The organism is Hugenholtzia roseola DSM 9546 (assembly GCF_000422585.1).
Taxonomy (GTDB): domain Bacteria; phylum Bacteroidota; class Bacteroidia; order Cytophagales; family Bernardetiaceae; genus Hugenholtzia; species Hugenholtzia roseola.
The window spans coordinates 150642-176211 of record NZ_KE383878.1 but is presented as its reverse complement, the minus strand read 5'-3'; the positions used below and the strand labels follow the sequence as shown (position 1 = coordinate 176211).

The window sequence follows — 25570 nt, the reverse complement described above, 5'->3', positions numbered from 1 at the left end:
GCGGCAATTTTTTTGAGTCCGAAACGCCTTTTGTGGCTTCTTCTGAAAACGGTTTGCAGGTCGAAACTGCGCCCAAATTTGAAAGCGAAACGGTTTTAAGCGAAAACTTCTTTGAAAATGAAAGTCAAGATGGGGTGGGGCATAATTTTTTCGAATCAGAAACAACTGCCGAACCAAAGATGACTAATAAAGCCTTTTTTGAGGAGTCGGCGCAAGAGGTAGAAAATATGAAGGCGGAAAGTGAGCGTTTTTTTGCTGAGGTTCGCAAAGAGCGCGAGGAGAAGAAATCTTCCAACTTTTTTGAAGACTAAGTGGCTTTTGTCTATCCTTTTCACAAAAAAATCGTATCTTTATGACAAAGTAGAGAAGCCTTCCTTTTTATTTCAGAAAATAAAAGGTTCTTTGTATCAGTCTTTCATTTTACCCTAAATTCCTAACGTTATGCCTTTTGGTTTTTTCAAAAAAAAGAAGCAAGAAGAGCAAGAGCCTGCCCTTCATTACGACCCTACCAATATTCGGGTGCAAGACCTACGCATTGGCTTTGTTTTAGACTACGAGCTAAAGACGTGGGAGGTGAAGGAGCATTTTGTGTATGACTGGGGTGATAATTATTTCACAGACACTTTTCTGTTACATTCGGGCAAAGACCAACTCTTTTTGAGTGTTGATGACGAGGACGGCGAACTTTATCTGGTGGTTTCACAAAAATTGCGTGTGAGCTTGCTCACGCCGCCTATTGCCGAAACCGTTAGACAGACGGGCAAGCCGCCGCTAACTTTGCAGTACGAAGGCGTGGAATATTATCGGGAGGAGGAAAATTACGGCTATTTTCGGAATGTAACCAAAAATAGACACGAAGATTCCTGCGAAATGGTAGAATGGGTCTATTTAGACAAATCGGGTAAAAATACCCTTAGCATCGAACAATATGACGAAGAGGAATTTGAGGCTTCAAAGGGTTTCTACATCGAGGAGTTTGAGATTTCGAATATCCTACCGACAGGCAACCCAACTCAAATGTTATAACCCAATCAAACTGAAAAATGAACCATAAACATTTCTATTCTTTTCAATTTTACAGCCAACGTTATGGGCGAGGCATTTGGGCGTTGCTTTTGCTTTGGCTGGTATCGGCTTGTGGCAATGCGGGGCAATTCAAAACGCCGACAGACGAATTTGTCCGCAATTTAGACGGATACAAGACCTATTCAGTGATTTTGTACGATATAGACAAAGAAGATAATTTCCTATCTGCCAACGAATATCGCCATCGCTACAAATTTATCTTGCCCAAGACCAATGCGCCCAACGAAAAAGAGGTGCGCGATTCACTTGGCGAGTGGCTACCTGTTTCGGAAAACTTTTTTATGCGTCATATAGACGATATGGGCATGGAATTGGTTTCGAAAGGCGAAGATGGCAAGGTTTCCAAAGTAGCTGCGCCCCCCGGGTACAATCGCTATGTAGGCAATACGCATTACGGTTATTGGCATGGCAGTGGCAGCAGTTCGGTGTGGCATTTTTACGGGCAGTATGCTTTTATGCGCGATATGATGGGTTTGGGTGGCTATCCAATTTACCAAAACAGGTATGACGACTACCGAAGAAATTATAGCGGCAGAAGCCCTTATTATGGTACCAGCAGCACTTCTACCAGCATGCGCCCCTACGGTACTACTTCGGTAACGACGCAATCTTCGAATCCCAATTCGTTCAAATCGCGCGTTAGCTCTACCGTTTCGCGAAGCCCCAGCAATCGCTACGCCTCTGTATCTTCTACGGCTTTGGGCAAAAGTTCATCTTCTTCTTTTTCCACAAGCTCGACAGCAGGCTCGAAAAGCTCTTTTCAAAATAAGGTGAGTGGCAGGGTATCGCGTAGCTCGTCGGCAAAATATGCCACATCGAGCAGCAGTTCCTCGTCCTCGTCTTCTTCGCGCATTTCGCGTAGTTCGTCGCGTTATAGTGGCAGTAGTGGCAGTTCATACAGCCGTTCTGGTTCTTCCTCGCGTGGCGGTAAGTAAAAATTAGGATTGCAAAAAAAACTTCTTTCATTCTCGTTTCTATAACTTTGTCAAGTCTTTTTAGACTTTGGCAAAGTTTTTTATTGCTAATTGAAATCCTTAGCTATGTTGCCTACGCTTGTAGTTTTGGCAGGAGCCACTGCGGTAGGAAAGACCGCCCTAAGTTTGGCTTTGGCAGAGCGATTAGATACCGAAATTCTCTCTGCCGACTCGCGACAGTTTTATCGCCAGATGGCGATTGGAACGGCAAAGCCCTCGCCTTCGGATTTGGCATGTGTGCCTCACCATTTTGTAGATTTTCTGCCTATCGCGGAACGCTATACCGTCGCCGACTTCGAAAGAGAAGCCCTTTCTGTTTTGTCTGATTTATTCCAAAAAAAGCAATACGCGCTTTTGGTAGGGGGGAGTGGGCTTTTTATCAAAGCCCTTTGTGAAGGTTTAGACCAAATGCCCGAAGTGCCGCTTTCTTTTCGTCAGGATTTGATGCAACTGCTTGAAAATGAAGGAGTTGAGGCTTTATTAGAAGAACTAAAAACCAGCGACCCACTTTATTTTGAGCAGGTAGATAAAGCCAATGGGCAGCGTGTTGTTCGCGCCTTAGAGGTAATTCGTGCCACAGGGCAGCCCTTTTCGAGTTTTCGAACACAAGAAAAAAAAACGCGCCCTTTTCGGATTGTCAAGATTATGTTAGACCGTCCGCGCCCAATGCTGTATGCTCGCATTGAGGCGCGTGTTGAGCAAATGCTTGAATTGGGTTTGGAGCAGGAAGTTCGGGAATTGTATCCTTTTCGCCATCTCAACGCCTTGCAGACGGTAGGCTATCAGGAATTTTTTCCGTATTTCGAAGGGCTGACTGATTTTGCCCAAACAGTGGCACAAATCAAACAAAACACACGCCGTTACGCCAAAAGACAACTTACGTGGTTTCGCAAAGATGCCGACTTCCTTTGGCTCGATATAGAAGGAAAGTCACAAGATTGGGTTTTGGGTCAGATAGAAAAGCGAATAGCTGCTGATTAGGCTGATTTGGGCAGTAAGGAGGCTAAAAAATTGTAGAGCGTATTTGAAAGCGTTGATATTTCCAAGATAATTTTCTATTTTTGAAAAGTAGTTTGTAGTGCTTGCAGCACTGCTTCACGCACATAAGCCCATCTTTTAGAAATACAATATTGTTATTGGTTTTATTTTTTCAGTTCTGCACGTAGTTTTTCTATTTGCTCTACTGTTAAACCAGTCAAATCTGAAATTGTCTTATTTCCATAACCTTTTAAAATACCATTTTTTGCAATTTCAATTTCTCGTTCTTCTACTGCCGTTTCTACTGCTGTTTCAATCGCACTTTTCATACCCCAATATTGAATCAAATTTTCTTCATAAATTGCCCTTTGTTCGGCACTTAGCCTTGCTAATTCTGTTAAAAGGTCTTTGTTTGCCCCCTGCTGTGCGTAGTTTCCAAATAGTTAAAAAACAAAACTAAAAGTTAGGCTTAGTCTGCGACTAAGACTTATCAATCCAGCAAATCTTAGATTTGCAAAGGGGGCTGCTACAAAAATACTTACAAAATAGCACTTTGCCTATTTTTCTTGCTATTTTTGTAGTATCTTGCAATGCAAATCTAAGATTTGCCCTACTGATAGGTTGCAGTCGGAGGCTACGCCCAGCAGGAGCGTTGATTGCCCACTTGCAAGATTTTATTTTGGAACTTGGCACTCGAATTAGAAAAGCGGTTGGGATTTAGATTGTAGAAAGCAGAAAATATTAAATATTCTTTTTAATTAATTGAACAAAAAAATGAAATCGGAAAACCAATTAGAACTCCTCATAAATGATATTGTCGCTATTCATACGCAAGCGCGTGTGTATGCTGTACGTTTGGTAAATGATGCACTCGTGCAAGCGAATTGGGAAGTAGGCAAACGCATTGTAGAAGACGAACAGGGCGGAAAAGCTACGGCAGAGTATGGTAAAAAGACCTTGACGCTGCTTTCCAACGAACTTACACAGAAATTAGGTAAGGGTTACTCACGCAGTAATTTGCAAAATATGCGTTTGTTTTATCTCAAATATCCAAATTGCCAGACGCTTTCTGGCAAATTGACATGGTCGCATTATTGTGAACTTATTTATATAGAAGACGAATCTGCACGCCAATTTTATGAAATAGAAGCTATAGCGGCGGGTTGGGGCGTGAAAGAACTCAAACGCCAAATCAATACCTCCCTTTTTGAACGGCTTTTGCTTTCCAAAGGCACAGACCATAAAGCAGAACTGTTGGCTTTGGCACAAAAAGGGCAAATCATTGAAAAGCCGCAGGACATACTCAAAAATCCCTACATTTTTGAATTTTTGGGCATAGCCGAAGAGAAAACATTTTTGGAAAGCGACCTTGAAAAACGCCTTATTCGCCACATAGAGGATTTTTTGTTGGAACTTGGCAAAGGTTTTATGTATGTGGGTTCGCAACAACGCATCACGATTGACAACGTACACTATTACGTGGATATGGTTTTTTACAATAAGATTTTACGTTGTTATGTCTTAATTGATTTGAAAATGGGCAAACTCGAACATAATCATATTGGGCAAATGAACCTTTACCTCAATTACTACAAAGCAGAAGTAAATGACGAAATAGACCAAGCCCCAATAGGCATTATTTTGTGTCAAGCCAAAAACGAAGTAATGGTTGAGTATGCCTTAGGCGGTTTGAGTAATCATATTTTTGCCTCTAAATACCTTTACTATATTCCCGAAAAAGAAACACTAATACGGGAAATAGAAAAATTGCAAACACTCAAAAACCACAAAAAACCGTGAAACCCCCGTTGTCCGTAGCCCCTCCAAAACGATTTGATTCTGTGGTGACAACGTAAAAAAAACTGTTATAGGAAAATTAACTTTTTCTAATTTAAAATTCTCTTTTTTTGCATTGAAAAATCACCTTGTCCGTAGTGTTCCAATAATTAAAAAACAAACCTCAATGTTAGGCTTAACCCTATACAACGACTGCTTTTAAAGGGGGCTGTTTTTTAGAAAAAAAGACGGTAAAATTTCGCAGTATGGAAAAAAAAATCTAATTTTGCGAGATATTTTCGCTACATACTGCTTATACCCACAGAAGGGCTTTTCCGTAGAATGGGAGTAGCATCGAAATAGCGTGAAAAATAGTATTGAACGCCTTTTTTCGCCCCAACGACAAAGGCGGTAGCCAACCTCTCTTTGGTTCAATCGCATTTCTTTCACTCAAAACCTTTCCAAGCCTGTGGCTCATCAACTCAAATACGGCAGACTTAATTTCGGCAAAACGAATCCGATTATTGACTACCCCGACTTTTTGGAAGTACAGACCAAATCGTTTCAAGATTTTTTCCAAATCGGAACGCCGCCCGAACAGCGCAAGAAAGATGGACTCTATAAAGTCTTTATGGAGAACTTCCCCATCACCGACTCGCGCGAAAACTACGTACTCGAATTTATAGACTACGCCATAGACCCGCCTAAATATTCGGTAGAAGAATGTGTAGAGCGCGGACTTACCTATGCTGTGCCGTTGAAAGCAAAACTTAGGCTTTCTTGTAATGATGAAGACAATGAAGATTTCAAGACCATCGAGCAGGAAGTATTTTTAGGCAATATCCCCGTCATGACGGAAAAAGCCTCCTTTGTTATCAATGGGGCAGAGCGCGTTATCGTGTCGCAGTTGCACCGTTCGCCGGGTGTCTTTTTTGCGCAAAGCAAACACACCAACGGCACCAAACTCTATTCGGCGCGTATCATTCCTTTTCGTGGCTCGTGGATAGAATTTGCCACAGACGTAAATAACGTCATGTATGCCTACATCGACCGCAAAAAGAAGTTTCCCGTAACGACCCTTCTTCGCGCCATCGGATACGGTTCGGATAAGGAAATTTTAGACCTCTTCGGACTTTCAGAAGAAATTAAAGTAGACCGCAAAAAGCCCGATACACTCAAAGGCGTAGAAGGACGCAGATTGGCAGCGCGTGTTTTGCGTACCTGGACAGAAGACTTAGTAGATGAAGACACAGGCGAAGTCGTAATCCTTTCGCGCAACGAAGTCCTTTTAGAGCGCGACCATGTCATCGAAGCCGAAGATATTGATACCATTCTTAGCTCGAATGCAGAGGTAATTATTTTGCATCGCGAAGATGTCAATATTCAGGATTATGCCATTATCTATAATACCCTACAAAAAGATAGCTCCAACTCGGAAAAAGAAGCCGTAGAGCAAATCTATCGCCAACTTCGTAACACCGAAGCTCCTGATGAGCAAACGGCACGCGAAGTTATCCAAAGTCTATTTTTTAGCGAAAAACGCTATGATTTGGGCGACGTAGGGCGTTATCGTATCAATAAAAAATTAGAACTCGACATTGATATAGATGTGCGCGTCCTGACAAAAGAGGACATTATCCGCATCATCAATCACCTCATTACGCTTATCAATTCGCGCGTTTCGGTAGATGACATCGACCACCTTTCTAATAGAAGGGTTCGTACCGTAGGCGAGCAGTTGTATAGCCAATTTGGGGTAGGCTTGGCGCGTATGGCGCGTACCATCAAAGAGCGTATGAACGTCCGTGATAGCGAAGACTTCAAACCTGCCGACCTTATCAATGCGCGTACCCTTTCTTCGGTTATCAATTCGTTTTTTGGTACAAACCAGCTTTCGCAGTTCATGGACCAAACCAACCCCTTGGCAGAGGTTACGCACAAAAGGCGTATGTCTGCCTTAGGACCGGGCGGTCTTTCACGTGAAAGAGCAGGCTTCGAAGTCCGCGACGTGCATTACACGCACTACGGCAGACTTTGTACCATTGAAACGCCCGAAGGTCCTAACATTGGTCTGATTTCTTCTCTTTGCGTCCATGCCAAAGTAAATGACATGGGCTTTATCGAAACGCCTTACCGTCCTGTACGCGAGGGTATTGTTTCGAAAGACATTCTCTATCTAACAGCCGAAGAAGAAGACGAGCAGAACATTGCACCTGCAAGCCGTTTTGTAGATGAGGAAGGCAACATTTCTACTGACAAAATCAAGTGCCGCAAGCAGGGCGACTTTCCGCTTGAAGACCCCAAAGAGATTTCTTACATGGACGTTGCGCCTAACCAAATCGTTTCGGTGGCAGCCTCTATGATTCCCTTTTTGGAACACAATGACGCAAACCGCGCCCTGATGGGTTCGAACATGCAGCGTCAGGCAGTGCCGCTTTTGCGCCCCGAAGCTCCTATCGTCGGAACAGGTTTGGAACGCCGCGCCGCTCTCGATTCACGTGCCTTGATTTTGGCAGAAGGCGAAGGCGAAGTTCTTTTTGTCGATGCTTCCAAAATTGTCATCAAATACGAATGGACAGACGAGCAGCGTTTGGTAAATTTTGACGGTGAAACCGTAACCTACAAACTCACCAAATTTAAGCGTACCAACCAAGATACTTGTATCAATTTGCGCCCTATCGTTTTGAAGGGACAAAAAGTAAGCAAAGGCGAGGTCTTGTGTCAGGGCTATGCTACCGAAAAAGGCGAATTGGCGTTGGGTAGGAATCTAAAAGTAGCCTTCATGCCTTGGCAGGGCTATAATTTTGAGGACGCGATTGTTATTTCTGAAAAAATCGTCCGCGAAGATATTTATACCTCTATTCACATCGAACAATTCGAACTCGAAGTGCGCGACACCAAGCGTGGTGAAGAGGAGCTAACGCCTGAAATTCCAAACGTGAGCGAAGACGCTGTTAAGAACCTCGACGAGCGTGGCATCATTCGCATTGGTTCGGAAGTGCGTGAGCAGGATATTTTGATAGGCAAAACTACTCCAAAAGGCGAAACTGACCCTACTCCCGAAGAGAAACTTCTTCGCGCCATCTTTGGCGATAAGGCGGGTGATGTAAAAGACGCTTCCATGCGTGCGCCTGCCTCTTTGCAAGGCGTTGTCATTGGAACACAACTCTTTTCAAGACCTAAAAAAGATAAAGACACACGCGCTAAGGTCAAGAAAGAAGTCGAGGCTTTGAAGAAAAATTATAGCCGCGACCTAACCGCTTTGCGTGCCGAAATGATTGAAAAGATGGACGTGCTTTTGGCAGGCAAAACCTCGCAAGGTATCGTACACAAATTTGGCGACCAAGTCATGCCTTCGGGTGCGAAATTCAATAAGAAAAATATTGAAGAAAACTTCTTCCCGCCTAAAAATGTCTATCGTGATGAGAGTTTGTATAATGTCCCCGAAGAGGTCAATTTTATAGACGACGTTATCCTCGACAATTGGACAGAAGACAAGCACACGAATAAACTTTTGGTCGAGATGGTGCGCAATTACAACAAAAAGCGCAACGAAATTTCGGCAGCCTTCAAGCGTGAGCGTTTTGCCAAAGAAGTCGGCGACGAACTTCCTGCGGGTATCGTACAGCTTGCCAAAGTTTATATCGCCAAAAAGCGCAAGCTCAAAGTGGGTGATAAGATGGCAGGTAGGCACGGTAACAAGGGTATTGTAGCCCGTATCGTCCGCGAGGAAGATATGCCTTTCTTGGAAGATGGCACTCCTGTTGATATTGTTTTGAACCCCTTGGGCGTACCTTCGCGTATGAACTTAGGTCAGATTTATGAAACGCTCTTGGGTTGGGCAGGTCTGAAAATGGGCGTTAAGTATGCAACGCCAATTTTCGATGGTGCTTCCGAAGAGGAGGTAGAAGAGGAACTCAAAAAAGCAGGCTTGCCCGATTGGGGACGTGCGCCGCTTTATGACGGCAGAACAGGTGAGAAATTTGACCAAAACGTTACCGTAGGGGTCATCTATATGCTCAAACTCGGACACTTAGTTGATGACAAGATGCACGCGCGTTCTATCGGTCCTTACTCGCTCATTACGCAGCAGCCTTTGGGCGGTAAGGCGCAGTTTGGGGGTCAGCGTTTCGGTGAGATGGAGGTTTGGGCATTGGAAGCCTTTGGTGCTTCTCACATCTTGCGCGAAATCTTGACGGTCAAATCTGACGACGTGATTGGCAGAGCCAAAGCGTATGAGGCGATTGTGAAGGGCGAAAACTTACCTGAACCGAATATCCCTGAATCTTTCAACGTCTTGATTCACGAATTGAGAGGTTTGGCGTTAGAAATTAGCTTAGACTAATTAACGCGACTAAGGAGCATAGATTTCTCTAAAGTCTTGACTTTTTGACCTAAAAACAAACCCTTCGCTTGAAAAAGTGAAGGGTTTTTGTTTGTGTAAAATTCAACTTTTATTTAGAAGTATTTTTTTATAAGTTTCAAGTTCAGATTCTAATATTTTTATCTTTTCATCTAAAAAAAGAATCTTCTGCTCTTGTAAGGCTATTTGCTGCCTTAGTTGGTTTTTCTCTGCATCATTGTCCATATACAAAGCATTGTAGTAGTTGCCTATGATAAAGCCTACTTGTCCACTTTCATTTTTTTTGTTGTGGATAGCAAAGGTTTCAGGTAGAAATTCTTGGAGAGGGACTTGTAAAATTTCTGCGAAACGCGATAATTGTTCAAGGTCAATGCTGCTCTCGTTGCGCTCTATCCGCGAATAGGTGGCAGGTGAAACCCCTAATAAGTCAGCCATTTCTGCTTGGTTGAACTTTTTTTCTTGGCGGATGGCATATAGCCTACTTCCTATCTTCATTTTCATAAAATAAATAGTTGAGTTTGTGAAAAATATTTGAAATGCTACCACACAAAGTTACTCTTTTTACTTTGCATGACGTTATTTCCTGCTTTGGTTTTTATGTTGTATTTTTACGTTTTGGAAAGAAGGCGCAAAACGCTGCCTTAATTGTTTTACCTTTACGAAAAGACCTCATGTTGGAAGTAACCTATTTTACGTTTAGTCCTTTTTCCGAAAATACTTACTTGCTCACCGATTCTGCCACACGCAAGACCGTTGTGATAGATGCAGGCTGCTATCAGGCGCACGAGGAGGCGGAATTGAAGGCGTATATCGAGTCGAGGGGCTTAGAAATTGTGGCACTTTGGCATACGCATTGCCATTTAGACCATGTCTTTGGGGCAGAATTTGTGCGCAAAACTTGGGGCGTGGAAGCCTATGCACACCCTTTGGAGGCAAAACAGATGGAGGCTTTTCCGAAGGTGGCGCAAATGTATGGGATTCCGAACATCAAGCCTTCGCAGATAGATAAGCTACTGCCTGAAAGTGGGGAATTGCTTTTGGGTGAGTCGAAGGTAGAAATCTTATATGTACCGGGTCATTCGCCGGGGCATTTGGCTTTCTATGCGCCGAAAGAGGGCTTTTGCATCAGCGGCGATGTGCTTTTTAGGGGCAGTGTGGGCAGGACGGATTTGCCCTTTGGCAACGCTTCTACTCTGATGCTTAGTATTCATAACAAACTTTTCAAACTGCCTGAAGAAACAGTGGTTTATAGCGGACATGGGCAACCCACAACGATTGGGCAGGAAAAAAAGACAAATCCTTTTTGTCGTATTGTCTGAAAGTGCCTAAGCCGCATCTTCTAAAAACAAAAGGTGGGTTGTTAATGTTATGAAAAAAATAGACTTTGGAATGATTTTAGTATGATTCAATCTAAAAAATGTCAGATAACGCGAAACCCTTACTTTTATCTGATATTTTTTGAAGGGTAGGCATCGAAAGTGCTTGCGGCTTTGTATCTTGCGATACAATTAGCTGCGATACGTGTTTTCGGCTTTGAAAACCCTTTTTCTCAATTATTCGCTTTCATTTCCCTTTCTTCCTAAAAACGAAACCCTTATGAAGCATCTTACTCCTTTCTTATGGCTTTTTGGCGTATGCTTTACGCTTGTGCTTTTCCCTTTGCAGGCGCAAAAAACGAATACGACCTCTAACGCAAATAAAAACAAGACAAAAGCCGACACAGAGGCAGAGGTAGTCATTAAGAAAATGATTTTAGACTTTGCAAATGCCTATACCAATTTGGGCGAAAGTAAAGACCGAGAGTCGGTGATGGCGTTCTTTTCTAATGATGTAACCTCTACTTTGGTTACTTTTGGCATCAACGAAAAAGGCAGCATTGTCAATAGCGACTACAACGGCTTTGTGGATTATCTAACCAAAATTATCCGCACTAATGGCTTGAAAATCAACTACAAAGTTACCGACGTACTCAACGCCACAGTACGCGAGCTAACAGGCACAGCCGTCTTTTTGGTAGATTATGAAATTACAAATTCGGGCGAGGTTTGGTCGAAAGGTTCGGAAACGGTCTCGATGGTGTTTAGAAAAGTGGGCAACGATTGGAAGATTTCACACTATACCGTCATTGGCTTGGAAGATGAAAAATACAAGGGTTCTTGCCTATGCGAACTCTTCAAATCGAGTGGCGGACTCAATTCAGCGCACTATGTCGTCAAGACTACCGTTCCCAACGGCAGGAATTATTCTACCAACCTCCAAAATTTCGACATCGACTACCCTTCTGATAATACCAAAGACCGCACCATTACCATCGGCAAAAGCCTTTATTATTGGAAGCGCACAGGCGAAATTCACCTTAGCAATACCGACGGCAGTATTGGCGATTTCCTAACAAAGGGACACCCTGCCGATGAGGTAGATGTCATTATGCGCATCTTGAAAGAAGACATCTACAAAAATAACTGCCTGACCCTAAATGTCAAGCGATAGCACAATCGTATCAATTTTGCCTTTCTGAACCTCAACTCCCCCATGCTTTATGCTTTGGGGGAGTTTTTTTTTGTGGGTTGTGGTTTTAAAAGGTGCGTTTATCTGGTTTATCTTCCGCCCTTGCAAATTTTCTTATTTGTAATAAATTTTAGCACTTCTTTATCGGTTTCCATGACGCAAATTTTATTATTGGCTTCGGGCATCAAACCTGTACCGTATGCTTTTTGATAGTATTCGTAGGCTTTTCCATACAGTTCTTTTTTGGTATCCTTGCCTACCCCTAAAAGCGTTTTTTGCTCTTGCGCTGCTTTGAAGTAGTTATCGCCATTTTCGTAGTACATGCGTGCAGCTTGCATTTTAGCGGCTTTGACGGCGGCTTCGGTTTCGCGTTCAGCGGCTTTGATGCGCTCCTCTGCCTCGATAATTCGTTTTTCGTATTCCTTCATCTTGGCTGATATTGCCTCTAATTCGCTTTGTTTGCGCAAACGCTCCGCCTCGATTTTGGAAATAATATCATCTTTGGCGATAAGTTCTTTTTCAAGATTTTGAATTTCTTTTTTCAGGCTTACTTTCTCTTTTTTTAGCGTCTGCACCTGATTTTGCAAAGATGATAGAATTTCTCGATTTTGGCTTAAATCATTTCGCAGTGCATTGATTTCGACTTTGGTGAATTGGGAAAGAAGCGGTACATCTTTGTCTATTACCTGCTGCAAAGAATCCAAACTCTTTTGCTGGGCGGCGGTATGCTCGGCAAATTGTGCCAAAATAGAAAGTGCCTCTTCTTTGCTCTGTTCGTCTTCTTTTTGGAGTTCGATTTGAAAAGCCTGCCCTAAAGACTTGATGCGGTCGGTGAGCGTGTCTAAGTCCTGACGTATTTTTTTCTCTTTTTCGGCTTTGAGGTTATCCCCCTCTTTAAAGGCTTCTTGGGTCTGCACCTCGTTTTCACTTTTGCTACAAGAAGCCAAAAAAAGTAGGCTCAAAATAGCGACGGCAAGTAAGTTTGATTTTTTCATTTTTTTTGAAATTAAGGATTGTTTTTAGTAAGCGTTATAGATTCATTTTTTAATAAAATCCCCTGACTATGCTTCGAAATTTGCATTTCGCCTAAGCCACGATTGGGTAAGTTGAAATTGAGTTTTTGCGCCCCCAACTCCAAATAGAGTGGATAAGAGCGCGAACCTTCGCCTATAAATTTATAGCGCAGGGCATTGGCACTTTGTGCATCTAAGAATATTTCAAGGCTGATAATTTCTTGATTTGTTTTGCCATAATATTCCCCTAAAAGGTCGGTTTCTTGAAGGGCGGTATCTGTAAAACTTAGCGTTTGGAAGGGTAAAGAGGCAACGCCCTCGCTCGACTCTATCGCTTTCAAACCAAAAAAGCCCCCTACGCCTAAAACTACGCTTGCCAAAAAAGCCACTGCCCCAATTTTGAGTTGTTTTTTGAGCCTTGCCCTACGTATTTTTTCCTGCTCCTCGTGGTGGCGTTTCTCCTGTTCTTTTTTTTCTTCAAGTTGTTTTTGCTTCAATTTCTCTTCGCGCTCTTGGGCTTGGCGTTGCAGTTCTTGGGCTTCTTGGGCTTGTTTTTCAGCAAGCCGACGGGCTTCTTCGGCTTTTTGTTTTTCTAAGGCTTCGCGCTCGGCTTCTTGCTGCTCCTCCAATTCGCGCTGTTCCTTCGCTTGGCGTTCTTCTAACTCCTTTTGGGCTTGTATTTTAGCTTCATAACGCCCAATGGCAGTCAAACGTGCCGCAGCAATTTCAGAAGCGGGTACTTGCAGCTTTGTGGCTTCTGAATCGATAAGGTTGTTGTCTTGGTTGGAAAAAGAAAGGCTACTTTTTTCTTTCAAAATGACAGTGAAGATAAAATCTTCGAGCTGCTCTTGGGAACTTTTCAGATTCGACATGGCTGGAAAAATTTTGTGTTTAGCGTCCGATTTCTGTGGCTATGGACTCGATACTGACGGCAAAGTTGCAATTTTCGCAACCTATCTTTTTTAGGGTAGCGATACCGAAAACTTCGCCCTGCATATTGAGAACAGGGCTACCGCTGCTGCCCGGTGAGATGGCGGCATCTATCTGCACGTAGGTAATACCGTTTTCTTTGCGAATGGCAGAAACAACGCCGCGCGTTACGGTGCTTTCCAAGCCTGTGGGATTGCCTACTACAAAAATATCTTCGCCTACTTCGGGGATTTGGCTTGTCAGCGGAAGGTGAGGCACGCTACTATTGATACTATTTTGAAAATAAACAAAGTCTTTTGTGCTATTTTTTGCCAAAATACTACTAACCTCATAGAAACTACCATCTAAAGTTTTGATTTCCTGACGATTCCCACCTGCAAAGACGTGTTCATTGCTTAGGGCTTTTCCGTCTGCACTGACAAAAAAACCTGTCCCTTGTCCGACGGCGTTTTCGCCCCGAAAGTTTCCAACTAAGAAAACCGAAGGGCGCACTTTCTTTACCAAGTCTTTAAATGACAACTGCCCAGAGCTTTCAATTTCATTCTCTTCGCGTTGGGCGATAGCAGGATTATTCGCTTGATAGGCTTTCGCATATTTTTCGTATTTCTGAAGGCTATCTTTGAGGTATTGCGTGCTTAGGCGCGTGATACCTTTTTGCAGAAAAAGGCTATTGATACAAATTCTATCCACATACACATACGCATAAGCCGCCTCACTTTGGCGCGTTACGCGCTGACGGCTGCCCTTATCTACGCGATATTTGATGTCCTTGCCCACTACTTGCGTAGAAAGGTAGGTGGCGGTGGCTTCCGAACCTTCCACGCCCAGCAGGTAAATCACCAAGCCATTTTTGAGCTTGATGCCATTCTGACCCACAACGCCAACGGCAGTGCCTTTTTTGTGATTGTCGCTACAACTAAACACCAAAAACGCAAAAATGCCTGCCAATGCGAAAACAATTAGTGCTATTTTTTTCATCATTATATATATTCTATTTTGACCTTTTTTGTAACAACCCAAATATCATTTTGTAAAACCACACTGCCTTTTTCTAAAACTCTAACGTTCAATTTTTCTATTGGGTCATTGACGGATTCACAGGCTCGTAGGTAAGCCTTTGTATCAGTCATTGCTTTTTTCTTTGCATCAAGATTCTCTATATTTAGAGTAATTTCTCCTAAATTTTTATTTAGTAAAAATATTTTGTATATAGAATCTTTATTATTTTCTTTTTGAATAGAAGAAGACGAAAAACCATTAGTTCTATCTAAATTTTTTGCGTACAACACTTCGTAATACGCTTCTTGAGTTGGAACTGACCCAATGCTTTGTCTTGTATCAGTAGTGTGTGCTTCTGGTTTTTCAGTAGGATTATGGGTTGCAGTTCCTTGATTTTCAACAGCGTTTTGACTCGCTTTCTGCTCTAAATTTGCTATTTTGTGGCTTAAACTCTCTATATCCTTTTTCAAACTCTGTATTTCATTTTTTAAACTACCTTCGAGCGTACCGATTCTACTTTGCAAACTTTGCATTTCGCCTTTTATATCGCTGCTGCTGCTACGTGTAGCCACTTTTTTACGCAAGGAACGCACAGAACCATGAAGCCCTAACCAAAAAAGCAAGTTTAGGATAGATAGCACCGCAACCCCTATCAATATCCAAGAAACGGCTTCAGCGTCTATGCCCAATTTTGGGAGAGTTGAATACATATCTTTGTTTTCAGTGCCGCTTTCGGACGTACCGCTATTTACGCTGTCAGAATCTGGTCGGGTTGTGGTAGCGGAGTCAGCTGGGTTAGATTGACTGTTTTGTGGTGAATTATTTAATTGATTATTATATTTAGTGTATATTTCTTCTAATTTTTTATCTATTGAATCTTTATATTCTTTTGCTTTTGGTACCCCTGTATAAATACTTTGCATGCTTTTTTTTATTTTATCTAAATCTTTACTATCTAATGCCTTTTTGACATCTTCTGTTATTAGATTTGGATAATCTAATCCTTTTAGTGTATTGATACTATTTGCGCTGTTTATTTTATTCTTTACATCACTTGGACTTGACACATAATCCGCAAATATGGTTAGCATCTCTTTCGTCATCTCTAAAGCGGTGTTATCATTTGCCACTTGCCCCCACGCTATCTGTGTGCTAAGGGTAAGGAGTATCAGGATTGAAAAAAATAGGTTTTTCATCGGTAGAGTGGGTTTTGCAGGGTAGGGAATAAAATTGAAAAAGAAGGGAAGCGAAAACCTCGAAAGATTTTCGCTTGGGTTTGGAAAGGTGTTAGAAGTCGAATAAAATTTCTTTGAGCGTCCAGAAAAACATGGTTTCTTCCAGCGGCTCGTCGGGATTTTGCAGATAACCACGCGCGACCATAAGGTTATCAAAACTGCTGGAGGCACTTTCCATAAAGCGGGTGAGGTTGTCTTCACCTCTAAAATGGTTGAGGTCTATACCCAAATCGCTTACTTGGGTGCTTATAAGTGGATTTTGGGTTAGTATCGTTATAAAGCGTTTGACATTCTCTAAAACAGCTTCCTTTTGCGTTTTAGCTTCTGAAAAAGGTAAGTTGCGCCCACCTTCAACTCTTTTAGCCAGTTCAATTCGTTGTGTTCCTAAAAGTGTATTAGTTACTAATTGTCCTGATACGAGAGTTTTGCCTTTCCACTCATAGATAGCTCCTTGTGCAGTGAGTTCTTTGGGATTGGCGTAGGTTTCTATTTTCAAATTAGTAGCTTGTATTTCCTTGCGATTATCATTTTCTTCGTGTGGTTGGGAAAAGGCACGTATCAATTCCTTGCTTAGGTTGTTCAGCAGATTTGGCAAACCTAAGTATCTTATGTACTCACAGCCTTTTCCTGTAAAAGAAAGAACTTGCAACCTTTCAACTCCTTGCGCTTGCAGAAATTCAGTTAAATGATAAATTATAGCAGAATAATGTAATAGCAAATAAGATTTTAGTTTGCTTTCTGCTAAAATTAGTTGTTCTACTTGAAATTCATCAGCATATTTGAATACTAAGCTCATCACATCGGCATCAGAAAGGCTACTATTGTGATAGACTGTTTCGAAGCGGTCGGCGGCTCTTCGATTTCTACTTCTCAAGGCGGACAGACTATTGTAAAAAAACTGCACGAAGCGGTTTTTTCTTGTGCCAGATTGCCACTCTATATCGCCCCAAATGTCGTCACCTGCGAAGCGGAAAGAGGTAATAAAGTTTTTTTGCGAAAGAGGGTCAATGACAATCACGTCGCTGGTGCCGCCACCTATATCCACATTGATAGTTGTAGCGGCGGGGTTGGTTTTGCCTAAACCTAAAAGTGCGAGGTAGGGAGCTATAGATTCATTTTTTTGCTCTATTTGTGTCGCTGGGCTATTAGGAAACACCTTTTGGAAAGCCCTATTCCACAAAGCAGAAAGTTGCCCTTGTAACCCACCGTTCATGCTCTGTGGAGCAAGCCAAAATACTTTAGTTTCATCAGCTTTTCCACTATTAAGAATAATAAAGTTTTTAATATTCCATAAAATATATTCAAAAAAAGAAGCTATTTTTTCTGTTTCTCTCCCTCCCACAGTAGTTTTGCCCAATAGCCATTTCAGATTTGTGGTGTAATGTGCTATAGTGATAGGAATTAAATTTTCTTCTTCTAAAATATTTATTCCTATTTGAATATTATCTAAAATAGAAGCATTTTTACCTGCTAAAAAACTACTAAATTCAATGGTAGCTGTTCGTATAGGGAAAGAGATAACTTTTTTCTCTCCTTCAAATTTTAGTATTTCAGAAGGGGGAAACTCTCTAAAATCCAAGATGCGCGACTCTGGAAAGATACCATAACTCGAATTTGGAGATTTAACAAAAATGGGTTTGGGAGCTTTTTCTGACAAAATAGGTAGCGTATTTATGTCGCCATTTCCCACACGCCCATACGCCACATAAGTATTGCTTGTACCGAAGTCTATACAGAAGGCGTAGGTATCTACGGCTCTATCAAGTTCTACTTCCTGCATCTTGGGAATGAGCAAACCTCTGCTATGGCTGGGGTTTTGTCGGTTTTGTTCTCGGTTTTCTACCTCTATGTAGTCGAAATAATCGCCTGCAATTTGGTAGCTATAAGAAAGTGAGCCTGCTTCTTTGAAGTCGGTACGGAGGTTTTGTGTGGCTGTTAGGCTTGTGCCGTCTTGCTTTTTGAAATGCAGGTAGAAGCGGTCGCGGTCGGGGCTTTCGCAGGTAGCCATCATTGCGTACCTATTTTGTGCAAGCTGGTCTGTAATTTTATAGAAAGGATAAATGCCCATGTGCCATCTGATTAGGCGTATGTCGGCGGACTTATAGTTTCTTTTGAGGCGCACCGTTCTTTGGTTTCTGATGGGCAGCTCTAAAATGACGGTGATGTCGGTATCGCTGTTTTTTTGAATAGAAAGCTGCTTTTTGAGGTGTTGTATATCAAAAAAGTCGAAGTATTCGGCTTTGATAGGAAGCAGAAAGTTTATAGACTGCCCTGCGGTGAAAAAGTGTCGGCTATCTATTTCATCAAAGGGCAATTCGAGAAGGGTATCGTGCAGAAAATCGCCTACGGTAAGGTATGGGTAAGGCTGACTTACCTGCGGCAAAGGACGCATATCGAGCGGCATGGCTGCCATTCCGCCATAGTCGGTTACGCTTGTGCTGTCGTTCCACTTAATATTGAGCGGTGCAGGCACGTACTGTAAGTTTGTTTGGTTGTGTGCTGTGCCATTCTGTGCCAAAACAAGCGGCATAAAGCCATATTTCCCCTTTATGGTGGCGGCTTTCGCCTGATTTTCAAGTTGTAAGACCAAATCGCTTTGGTTTTCTATGGCAGCCTTCAAAAGATTGGGATTGAAGGTGCGAAATTCTATGCCTGCACAGTTGAGCCTGTCCCTATTGGGAATAAGGCGAATAGGGTCGTGCTGCTGAAAATCGTAGGAGCTATTTCGGTTAGCGAAGTATGTATTTAGATAGTCATACAAAGCCTTCATGTTTGTATTCAAACTGCCCCCATTGGCTTTCAAGAAATCATACATATAGTCCTGAAAATCGGGGCTTCTAACCGCAATGCCGTCTGTATTGCCACTCTGAAAAAGTTTTCGCCCTTTTGGTGTGGTGATATTGAGGTTGTTGCGCTTCCAATTAGGCGAAGTATAGAAAAGGGTAAGCGGCGAAGTTCCGCCCACAAGGTAGTTTTGTCCATTTTCTTTGTAGTAGATAAGGACAATTTCGCTAAGTTGGTTGAAAGGTGGGTCTTGCAGAAAAACGTGCAGCGCGTCGGCTAAGGTTTTAGACTGCCCTTGTAGTGGAGAAGGTGGGTTGTTATTTGGGTCTGTATGCTTGGTTTCCCAAACTTGGTAGGCGATTTTATTAGGATTGTTTCCGAAATAAAAAAGCAGTTCGAAAAGGTCTAAGCACTCCGCCACAAATTCTTGATAGGGTTTGCCTTGGTTAGGGTTCTGGTTTTTATTGACAAACTGAAAAGCCGTATCAAAAAGGTGCATACGCGCAAAAGGCGAAGGCACAGAGGTAGAAAACTTAGCCGAAACGCTTGTTAGGTTGTCGGGAATGGTGTTAGGGTCTATGGCTGCGGTAGTAGCCCAACCGTCGGTAATAGGTGCTACATTGCCCTTATGAATTCTGAATATTTCCATGTGCTTTTTGAGTCAGTTTTGAGGTTCGGTGAGGAAAAGTGGTTTAGAAAAGCCTATCGAGGCTATTGACAACATTGTAGTAGGCTTCTAAGGTCGGCTTGTTGCTATCTGCCTCTACATTGAGCTTTTCGGTAAGTGTACCTGCTTTGTACTGCCTTTGAGGTATTCCAAATGTTTTTTTGGTTAGATTTCTGCCCATTACAAGCGTATCTATGTCCTCTTTTAGATTGGCTATCTGTTCGAAAGACTCCAATTTTCGCCCTGAATTTTCAGCGGTCTCACTAAGCCACTCGTCGAAATTTCTAAAAAAGCCATTCAAATCAGAAGCAAGGTTATTGAGTTCGGGATTGAACTTGACCAGAAACCCTGTATTATTAGCAACATTGTGCCTATGCTTTTCGAAAAGCCACTGAAAAGCCCTTAGCCTCACCAAAGGTTTTCCGATATAGCTTTGGGGTTGCGAATTGTGTTTGAGCAGGTGCTTATTTTTGGAAAGTGGCGTGGTTTGCGTGTCATTTATCAGGTATTCGTGATATTGGGTTGCGCCTTGTTTGCTTTGGTTGATAAAATGCACAATCCCCGAAGCCGCTAAAAGTTCTACCACGTGCGCCTCATTTCTTTGTTTCTGCCCTCCTTCGCTATAATTGAAAGCAGGCGGCTGTGCTGGCTCTGCTAAGTAGTAAATATGGTCGATGTCGTTGTTTAAAAAGCCTTCGTAATAAGCCAATGCCGCCTTCGTCTTCGAATTGAAAAGTTGGGAATTGATGGTAGCAGGCTGCCCGTCGGGTGCTTGTACGGCAAAGTAGGGTAGCATCAATAAAGCTCCGATGTGCGCCTTTTTTATGTTGGCGTTCTTCGAATTGCGCATGACTTTGATAAGTTGGGGCAGTCCCGAAGAGCCTGTACCGCCAAATACCGAACCGATAACAAAGATTTTATCACCTGCCTGAAAGTTGGTTTCAAAGTTTTGATAGGCATTGTTGTATTTGATGTCGTTGAAAACGACACTGCCGATATTGGGGTTGCCTTTAAAGCCTACGGTTAGGTCGAGGAAGAGTTCTTCCGTTCCTGTATTTTGGCTATCGTCATAAAGGCTATGTACGAGGTCTTTATCTGCTCCCTCTAAAAGCCCTTCGTTGATGTAGTCGCCAAACTTTGTGCCGCCTTTATTGGGCAATAAATCGAGCGTAAAACTTCCCATGTGCTTTTCTATCTTGACACCAAAAAGCCCTTTGCTTTCGCCTACGCCCGCATTTCCATTTTTTTGAACATTGTGATAGAAGTCCATCAGGCTTAGGGTGCGCTGTGTGTCGGCGTTCTGTGCGTCCAAGTCTATCACGATTGGCACAATTTCTAAATTTTGGGGCATATCAGGTCTGCCTGCCAAAAGGAAAGTAAAGGCACGCAAGACACGTGCGCCTGTGCCACCGATGGCAAAAATATAGGTTTTCATAGTTTAGAAAGGAGTGTGTTTAGCGTGAATAGAAAAGTTGCGTCCTACAAGCGAAAGGGCAAAATAGAGCAGGCAAGACAAAAATCCATTGAAAAGGCTCAAATAAATGACAAAAGAGCAGACTTCTACCTGTTGTGTCGTTTCCATCGCTTGATAGCTGGTAGCCAAGCCCACAATCGCAAAGAGCAAAATCAAACTGGTGAGCCATGCCCAATTTTCGCCTGATACATACGAGCTACGCCCAAAAATAGGGTAGTACAAGATGACCATTACCAGCGGCGCAACTACAAACCAAAGCATCACGACAGGGAAAATGTCGCTGTAATATTCATTGAGGTAGTTGGGGTATTCGCCCATGTCGGCAAGAAAGCCAAAGAGGGTATAGATTTTTTCTAAAAGGTCGTTCATATTGTAAATGGGTTAGTTGGGTTATTTTTTCTTTGTAAGGCTAAATTGCGTTTGGATAAGAAAGGTAGGTTTGTTTTCTGAAAGTGCGTAGGCTTCCTTTACCCCGTCTATAAGTTGTTGCAAGGCAAAGGTTTTGCCTGTCGCTTGTGTAGGGTCTAAATCGTTTAGCGTATGCCAGTTGGCTACCCAATTTTGAGTCTTGGGCTGTTCCAACTCCACTTTTACGTCGGCTTGCTCGAAAAGCAAATCATAGGCGCGGACTTCTATAATGTGCGTGTATTCGAGTAGGCGCGGCTTGAGCCTTTCGTTTTTGTAGGTTTCTATAAACTCTTTGGTCGGGTTTATTTCCACTACTTCCACTTTGACTTTGTCCCCCGTCTGGAAGCGCAAGTTTTGTTTTAAAAAGGCAGCATCTTGGTATTTGGGCGGAAGTTCTGCCAAATTGAGTGCTAAAAAGAAGTCTATACTTTCTTCTGCTTTTACACTGATTCGTTCTATATTTTGTAATTTATTAGAATTGATTTGATAGTTTCTTGCCCCTGCCTTTGGAAAAAGGGCGTGAGCAGATACCGTTTTGGGCGTAGTTCCCAAGGTTAGGTTTTCTTTGTAAGGAAAATTCATCTTTTCTATTTTCTCCTCAAAAAGATACAGCAATTCAGATTTGCCAATCACCCACACGTAATATGGGCGCAGGCAATCGCTACAATTCACTACTTGATTTCTATAATTAAAATACTTGCCATTAAAATTTGATTGAAGTGCATAAACCGAAACCGCTAACCCCCGTCTTTGCAACTTTGAAAATTCCGCTTTTACATACGGCTTTAAAACGCTCTCCACGTTTTGCACATTTATTTCTGTATTTTTTTTAATCTCTTGCGAAGAATAAGAAAGAATACAGTCTGAAATAAAAATACTAATTTCGGTATCTTTGTGTATTTTTCCAATTTTTTCTATCATTTGATGTATTTCCGAACTTTGTCCCATCGAGAAATTGCCGCCTGCCACATCTTTTATGAAGTCGTTAAGAGAAGCCTCATAAGGTTTTATATCCTTATCTATCAAGAAAAACTCGATTTTAGCCCTTCCTTTTTGAGCGTCCAAGTCTGTAACAAAATTATTGACCACGTCTTTAAACTCTGTACGTCCCTTAAAATAGCCTTCCATGCTGCCTGATGTTTCTAAATAAAATTTAACATTAGAAATACTAAAAGCAGGTGCAACTGTGCTACTATCTGTATTTTCTGCGTCTTTTTTTTCCGAAGGCTTGCGACTGCACCAAAAAATACCTGCCAAACTAACCAAAACAAGCAGAACGAGGATAGGAATAAAGCGAGGATTCATTTTTAGAAAAATTAAGATGAGTAAAGCGAAGTGAAAACCAGACTGTTATTTTTTGCCCCAAATCTAAGGATAAAAATAATAAAAACAAACAATACTTAAAAAAAGATAACTAAGGGTTACCCCTTATTTTTTGCCTTAGCTTTTCTTTTTTTTAGGTGAGAAGTAGGACTTCTTTCCAAACGCAATCTTTTCTTAAAAAGTTGAAAAAAAGAACATTGCATGAAATTGCATGCAAGAGCCTACGATTTATGCCCCCCTATTTGCCATTCCCAAAGAAAAAGCGTATTTTTGGGCTTTGATGTGCCTTCTTTTGCCCAACTGCTTTTTTGATTCTATGTCCAAACTATCCTATACCGATTCAGAGAAGAGAGCCATCTTCGAGCGCGAGTTTATGCCGCACACCGATTCGCTCTATAATTTTGCCTATAAACTAACTTTTTCGGAAGATGATGCCAAAGATTTGGTGCAAGATGCCTATCTCAAAGCCTTTCGCTTTATAGAATCCTTCGAGCAAGGCACTAATGCGAAAGCATGGTTGTTCAGAATTTTGAAGAATAGTTTTATCAATGATTTTAGAAAACGTAAAAAAGAACCTGCAAAAGTAGATTATCAAGACCTCGCTGATACCTACGACGACACCGACGCACCCGACACCGCCCACACCACCGACCTGCGCACGACCACGATGCAAAATCTTATCGGCGACGAAGTCATGACCGCCCTCAATGCCCTTTCGGTAGATTTTCGCACCGTTGTCATTCTTTGCGATTTGGAGGGTTTTACCTATGAAGAAATGGCAGTCATTCTCGACCTGCCCTTAGGTACAGTGCGCTCGCGCTTGCACCGCGCCCGTACTTTACTTAAAGATAAACTCTTTGAATATGCTAAAAAAAGAGGTTATCCTACTGAATAAATACGATTTCTAAAAAACGCCAACTTCTTTACTATCCTACTCTTTTTGCTGCTATGAATCAGACCCTTTTCTTTGAAGCCTCGGCTTGGTATCTTCCACTTTGCCTTTTGGTAGCGGCTCTTTATGCTTTTTTTCTCTATCAAAAAACAAGCGTATGGAGTGAAAATGTGAACAGAGCCTTAGCAGGAGTAAGATTTGTACTTGTTTTTTTACTATGTCTTTTATTGCTTGGAATCTTTTTAAAACAAAATGAAGATAAGTTTGAAGACCCTCTCGTTGTCTTAGCCTTAGATAATTCCGAATCTATCGCCCTTAATACGCCCCAAAATGATAGAGTCCAATTAGAAGGCAAGATAAAAAGTTTGAAAGGTATTTTAGAGGACAAAGGTTTTCAGGTGCAATTTCAAACCTTAGAACAGGCAGATGCAAAATTAGATAGTTTTGACTTTAAAAAAGATTTCAAAGCAAAGACCTCCAACTTAGCTAAATTTTTAAGTGGAATAGAAAACCAATATGAAAATCAAAATTTAGCGGGAGTCTTGTTGCTCTCTGACGGTATCGTCAATCAAGGCACTTCGCCCGATTTCAATCCCTACAAAATGTCTATCCAAACTGTCGGCTTAGGCGACACTACCGAACGCGCCGATATTGCCCTTAAAACTGTACTTTTTAATAAAATTTCCTACTTAGGAAACCAATTTCCTCTTTTGGTAGAATGGCAACAAAATGGCTTTGCAGGCAAGACTATTAAAGTTTCTGTTTTAAAAAATGGAACAATTTTGAAAGAGCAAAGCCTCACCCTTGCCGCCGATGGTACACTCCAACGTCTTGATTTTCAGTTAGAAGCCAACGAAAAAGGCGTACAACACTATCAGATAAAAATTGAAAATGTGGCAGGTGAAGTTACGTATCTAAACAATGAAAGAAATATTTATATTGAAGTTTTAGATAATAAAGAAAAAATCCTAATTGCCGCTCCTGCGCCACACCCCGATATAAAAGCCTTGCGTGCCGCTTTGGAAAAAAATGATATTTATCAAGTTGATTTATTTATTCCCGATATTTTTCCTTTGAAAAAAGACGAAAAATATAACCTCGTTATTTTCCACCAATATCCAAATGAGGTAATTAAAAAAGATTTTCAGACCTTCGAAATGTTGCAAAAGCAAGCAAACGCCGCCTTCTACATTGTGGGCAGCCAAACCAATTTGAACGCGCTCAATTTGCTCGGATTAGGGGTTCAGGTACGCGCTATGGGGAAACAATCTGATAAAGTCTTTCCTTCTTACAATAGTAGTTTTAATAAATTTCAATTTGATGATAAAAAAATCAAAGTCTTTGCCGACTATCCCCCCGCAGAAGTTCCTTTTGCCGAATACACGCTCGGCGCAGGGGCAGAAGTCTTGCTCTACCAGCGCATTGGCAATGTCGTAACGAAGAAACCGCTTTTGGTTACGAATCAGCAAAATGATAAAAAAATAGCCTTGCTTTTGGCAGAAAATACTTGGGGGTGGCGTTTGCAAGAATATGCAAAAAATGAAAATGCCGATACTTTTGACGAACTTATCACCAAATTAGTGCAATATTTGGCTACCAAAGAAGATAAAAAAAGGTTTAGATTAAAACCAAATGCCACAGAATATTTCGAAGGCGAAGCCATAGCCTTTGAAGTAGAAACCTATAATGCTTCCTATGAGCCAATCACAGGGCAGAAAATAGAGTTGCTTCTCAAAGATGCAGCAGGCAAAAATTATCCTTATAGTTTTGTAAATAATACCATAAACTTTAAATATTTAGTCAATTCTTTAAAACAAGGAACATATCAATACTCCGCTAAAACTATCTTAGACGGCAAAGTTGAAACCGAAACAGGAGAATTTATTGTCAAAGAATTGGCGTTGGAGGCTTTTGCTACCGCTGCCAATCATGCCTTGTTGCGTAAAATAGCAAACCAAAATAAGGGAGAATTTTTCAACTTACAAAATTGGTCAGATTTAGAACAATTTTGGAAAACGAAAGAAGCAACCCAAAGATTACATCGCACCGAAACGACAAAGGAAATTTTGAAACTCCCTTGGCTCTTTGCCATCTTGGTTTTGCTCGCTACAATAGAGTGGTTTTTTAGAAAATACAAAGGTGGCTATTAAAAATAAATTT

At 41.8% G+C, this 25570-nt stretch carries 20 protein-coding genes; 10 read left to right on the top strand and 10 right to left on the bottom strand.

Going from position 1 to position 25570, the window contains the following annotated elements:
- From G500_RS23010 to miaA, 4 genes are all read left to right on the top strand, one after another.
- Positions 1-311, top strand: a 311-nt coding sequence (locus tag G500_RS23010) for a hypothetical protein (RefSeq protein ID WP_035756881.1), incomplete at its 5' end; no start/stop codon positions are given.
- A gap of 130 nt (positions 312-441) precedes the next feature.
- On the top strand, positions 442-1026 hold the full coding sequence (locus tag G500_RS0109210) for a DUF4178 domain-containing protein (protein WP_027002355.1): 585 nt from the start codon (positions 442-444) through the stop codon (positions 1024-1026).
- Between the two features lie 17 nt (positions 1027-1043).
- The gene (locus G500_RS25000; protein WP_027002354.1) at positions 1044-2021 is read left to right on the top strand and encodes a hypothetical protein; all 978 of its coding nucleotides are present in this window, start codon (positions 1044-1046) and stop codon (positions 2019-2021) included.
- A gap of 105 nt (positions 2022-2126) precedes the next feature.
- Positions 2127-3041, top strand: a complete 915-nt coding sequence (gene miaA, locus G500_RS0109200) for a tRNA (adenosine(37)-N6)-dimethylallyltransferase MiaA (protein WP_027002353.1) — start codon at positions 2127-2129, stop codon at positions 3039-3041.
- A 161-nt stretch (positions 3042-3202) separates the two neighbouring features.
- Here the strand turns inward: miaA and G500_RS26160 are convergent, their stop codons facing one another.
- Complete coding sequence (locus G500_RS26160; protein ID WP_154657094.1) at positions 3203-3385, bottom strand: hypothetical protein; 183 nt, start codon at positions 3383-3385, stop codon at positions 3203-3205.
- Between the two features lie 427 nt (positions 3386-3812).
- Between G500_RS26160 and G500_RS0109190 the strand changes: the two genes are divergently transcribed.
- Together G500_RS0109190 and rpoB are read left to right on the top strand one after the other, a co-directional pair.
- The gene (locus G500_RS0109190) at positions 3813-4838 is read left to right on the top strand and encodes a PDDEXK nuclease domain-containing protein (protein ID WP_035756880.1); all 1026 of its coding nucleotides are present in this window, start codon (positions 3813-3815) and stop codon (positions 4836-4838) included.
- Between the two features lie 445 nt (positions 4839-5283).
- On the top strand, positions 5284-9159 hold the full coding sequence (gene rpoB / locus G500_RS0109185; RefSeq protein WP_027002350.1) for a DNA-directed RNA polymerase subunit beta: 3876 nt from the start codon (positions 5284-5286) through the stop codon (positions 9157-9159).
- A 102-nt stretch (positions 9160-9261) separates the two neighbouring features.
- On the opposite strand, the gene G500_RS0109180 is transcribed toward rpoB, so the two are convergent.
- On the bottom strand, positions 9262-9678 hold the full coding sequence (locus tag G500_RS0109180; protein WP_027002349.1) for a helix-turn-helix domain-containing protein: 417 nt from the start codon (positions 9676-9678) through the stop codon (positions 9262-9264).
- 170 nt (positions 9679-9848) lie between these two features.
- Between G500_RS0109180 and G500_RS0109175 the strand changes: the two genes are divergently transcribed.
- Positions 9849-10496 (top strand): MBL fold metallo-hydrolase, encoded by a 648-nt coding sequence (locus G500_RS0109175; protein WP_027002348.1) that lies wholly within the window; start codon positions 9849-9851, stop codon positions 10494-10496.
- A 277-nt stretch (positions 10497-10773) separates the two neighbouring features.
- A complete protein-coding gene (locus G500_RS0109170; protein ID WP_154657093.1) occupies positions 10774-11667 on the top strand; it encodes a nuclear transport factor 2 family protein in 894 nt (297 codons plus the stop codon).
- 107 nt (positions 11668-11774) lie between these two features.
- On the opposite strand, the gene G500_RS0109165 is transcribed toward G500_RS0109170, so the two are convergent.
- The 8 genes from G500_RS0109165 to G500_RS0109130 all read right to left on the bottom strand — a co-directional run bounded on the left by G500_RS0109165 (position 11775) and on the right by G500_RS0109130 (position 22500).
- Positions 11775-12680, bottom strand: coding sequence for a coiled-coil domain-containing protein (locus G500_RS0109165; protein ID WP_027002346.1), 906 nt, complete (start codon positions 12678-12680; stop codon positions 11775-11777).
- 11 nt (positions 12681-12691) lie between these two features.
- Positions 12692-13570, bottom strand: coding sequence for a cell envelope integrity TolA family protein (locus G500_RS24995; RefSeq protein WP_051203402.1), 879 nt, complete (start codon positions 13568-13570; stop codon positions 12692-12694).
- Between the two features lie 19 nt (positions 13571-13589).
- Positions 13590-14609: a S1C family serine protease gene (locus G500_RS24990; RefSeq protein WP_027002345.1), complete on the bottom strand. Its 1020-nt coding sequence runs from the start codon at positions 14607-14609 to the stop codon at positions 13590-13592.
- Positions 14609-15823 (bottom strand): hypothetical protein, encoded by a 1215-nt coding sequence (locus G500_RS0109150; RefSeq protein WP_027002344.1) that lies wholly within the window; start codon positions 15821-15823, stop codon positions 14609-14611. Before G500_RS0109150 ends, G500_RS24990 begins: the two co-directional genes overlap by 1 nt.
- Positions 15824-15914: 91 nt before the next feature.
- Positions 15915-19295, bottom strand: a complete 3381-nt coding sequence (locus G500_RS0109145; RefSeq protein ID WP_027002343.1) for a hypothetical protein — start codon at positions 19293-19295, stop codon at positions 15915-15917.
- Positions 19296-19338: 43 nt separating this feature from the next.
- The gene (locus G500_RS24985; protein WP_051203400.1) at positions 19339-20748 is read right to left on the bottom strand and encodes a hypothetical protein; all 1410 of its coding nucleotides are present in this window, start codon (positions 20746-20748) and stop codon (positions 19339-19341) included.
- 3 nt (positions 20749-20751) lie between these two features.
- On the bottom strand, positions 20752-21156 hold the full coding sequence (locus tag G500_RS0109135) for a hypothetical protein (protein WP_027002342.1): 405 nt from the start codon (positions 21154-21156) through the stop codon (positions 20752-20754).
- Between the two features lie 21 nt (positions 21157-21177).
- Positions 21178-22500: a hypothetical protein gene (locus G500_RS0109130; RefSeq protein ID WP_027002341.1), complete on the bottom strand. Its 1323-nt coding sequence runs from the start codon at positions 22498-22500 to the stop codon at positions 21178-21180.
- A 298-nt stretch (positions 22501-22798) separates the two neighbouring features.
- Here G500_RS0109130 and G500_RS0109125 point away from each other — a divergent pair, with 298 nt between their 5' ends.
- Positions 22799-23413, top strand: a complete 615-nt coding sequence (locus G500_RS0109125) for a sigma-70 family RNA polymerase sigma factor (protein WP_051203441.1) — start codon at positions 22799-22801, stop codon at positions 23411-23413.
- A gap of 53 nt (positions 23414-23466) precedes the next feature.
- Entirely contained in the window at positions 23467-25560 is a 2094-nt protein-coding gene (locus G500_RS0109120; RefSeq protein ID WP_027002339.1) for a hypothetical protein, read from the top strand.
- Positions 25561-25570 lie beyond the last annotated feature (10 nt).

Bases quoted from the DNA above. Each gene is read 5' to 3' on its own strand.
- G500_RS0109210 (WP_027002355.1), top strand. From the start codon at position 442: ATGCCTTTTGGTTTTTTCAAAAAAAAGAAGCAAGAAGAGCAAGAGCCT.
- G500_RS25000 (WP_027002354.1), top strand. From the start codon at position 1,044: ATGAACCATAAACATTTCTATTCTTTTCAATTTTACAGCCAACGTTAT.
- miaA (WP_027002353.1), top strand. From the start codon at position 2,127: ATGTTGCCTACGCTTGTAGTTTTGGCAGGAGCCACTGCGGTAGGAAAG.
- G500_RS0109190 (WP_035756880.1), top strand. From the start codon at position 3,813: ATGAAATCGGAAAACCAATTAGAACTCCTCATAAATGATATTGTCGCT.
- G500_RS0109180 (WP_027002349.1), bottom strand. From the start codon at position 9,678: ATGAAAATGAAGATAGGAAGTAGGCTATATGCCATCCGCCAAGAAAAA.
- G500_RS0109175 (WP_027002348.1), top strand. From the start codon at position 9,849: ATGTTGGAAGTAACCTATTTTACGTTTAGTCCTTTTTCCGAAAATACT.
- G500_RS0109170 (WP_154657093.1), top strand. From the start codon at position 10,774: ATGAAGCATCTTACTCCTTTCTTATGGCTTTTTGGCGTATGCTTTACG.
- G500_RS0109165 (WP_027002346.1), bottom strand. From the start codon at position 12,680: ATGAAAAAATCAAACTTACTTGCCGTCGCTATTTTGAGCCTACTTTTT.
- G500_RS24995 (WP_051203402.1), bottom strand. From the start codon at position 13,570: ATGTCGAATCTGAAAAGTTCCCAAGAGCAGCTCGAAGATTTTATCTTC.
- G500_RS24990 (WP_027002345.1), bottom strand. From the start codon at position 14,609: ATGATGAAAAAAATAGCACTAATTGTTTTCGCATTGGCAGGCATTTTT.
- G500_RS0109150 (WP_027002344.1), bottom strand. From the start codon at position 15,823: ATGAAAAACCTATTTTTTTCAATCCTGATACTCCTTACCCTTAGCACA.
- G500_RS0109145 (WP_027002343.1), bottom strand. From the start codon at position 19,295: ATGGAAATATTCAGAATTCATAAGGGCAATGTAGCACCTATTACCGAC.
- G500_RS24985 (WP_051203400.1), bottom strand. From the start codon at position 20,748: ATGAAAACCTATATTTTTGCCATCGGTGGCACAGGCGCACGTGTCTTG.
- G500_RS0109135 (WP_027002342.1), bottom strand. From the start codon at position 21,156: ATGAACGACCTTTTAGAAAAAATCTATACCCTCTTTGGCTTTCTTGCC.
- G500_RS0109130 (WP_027002341.1), bottom strand. From the start codon at position 22,500: ATGAATCCTCGCTTTATTCCTATCCTCGTTCTGCTTGTTTTGGTTAGT.
- G500_RS0109125 (WP_051203441.1), top strand. From the start codon at position 22,799: ATGTGCCTTCTTTTGCCCAACTGCTTTTTTGATTCTATGTCCAAACTA.
- G500_RS0109120 (WP_027002339.1), top strand. From the start codon at position 23,467: ATGAATCAGACCCTTTTCTTTGAAGCCTCGGCTTGGTATCTTCCACTT.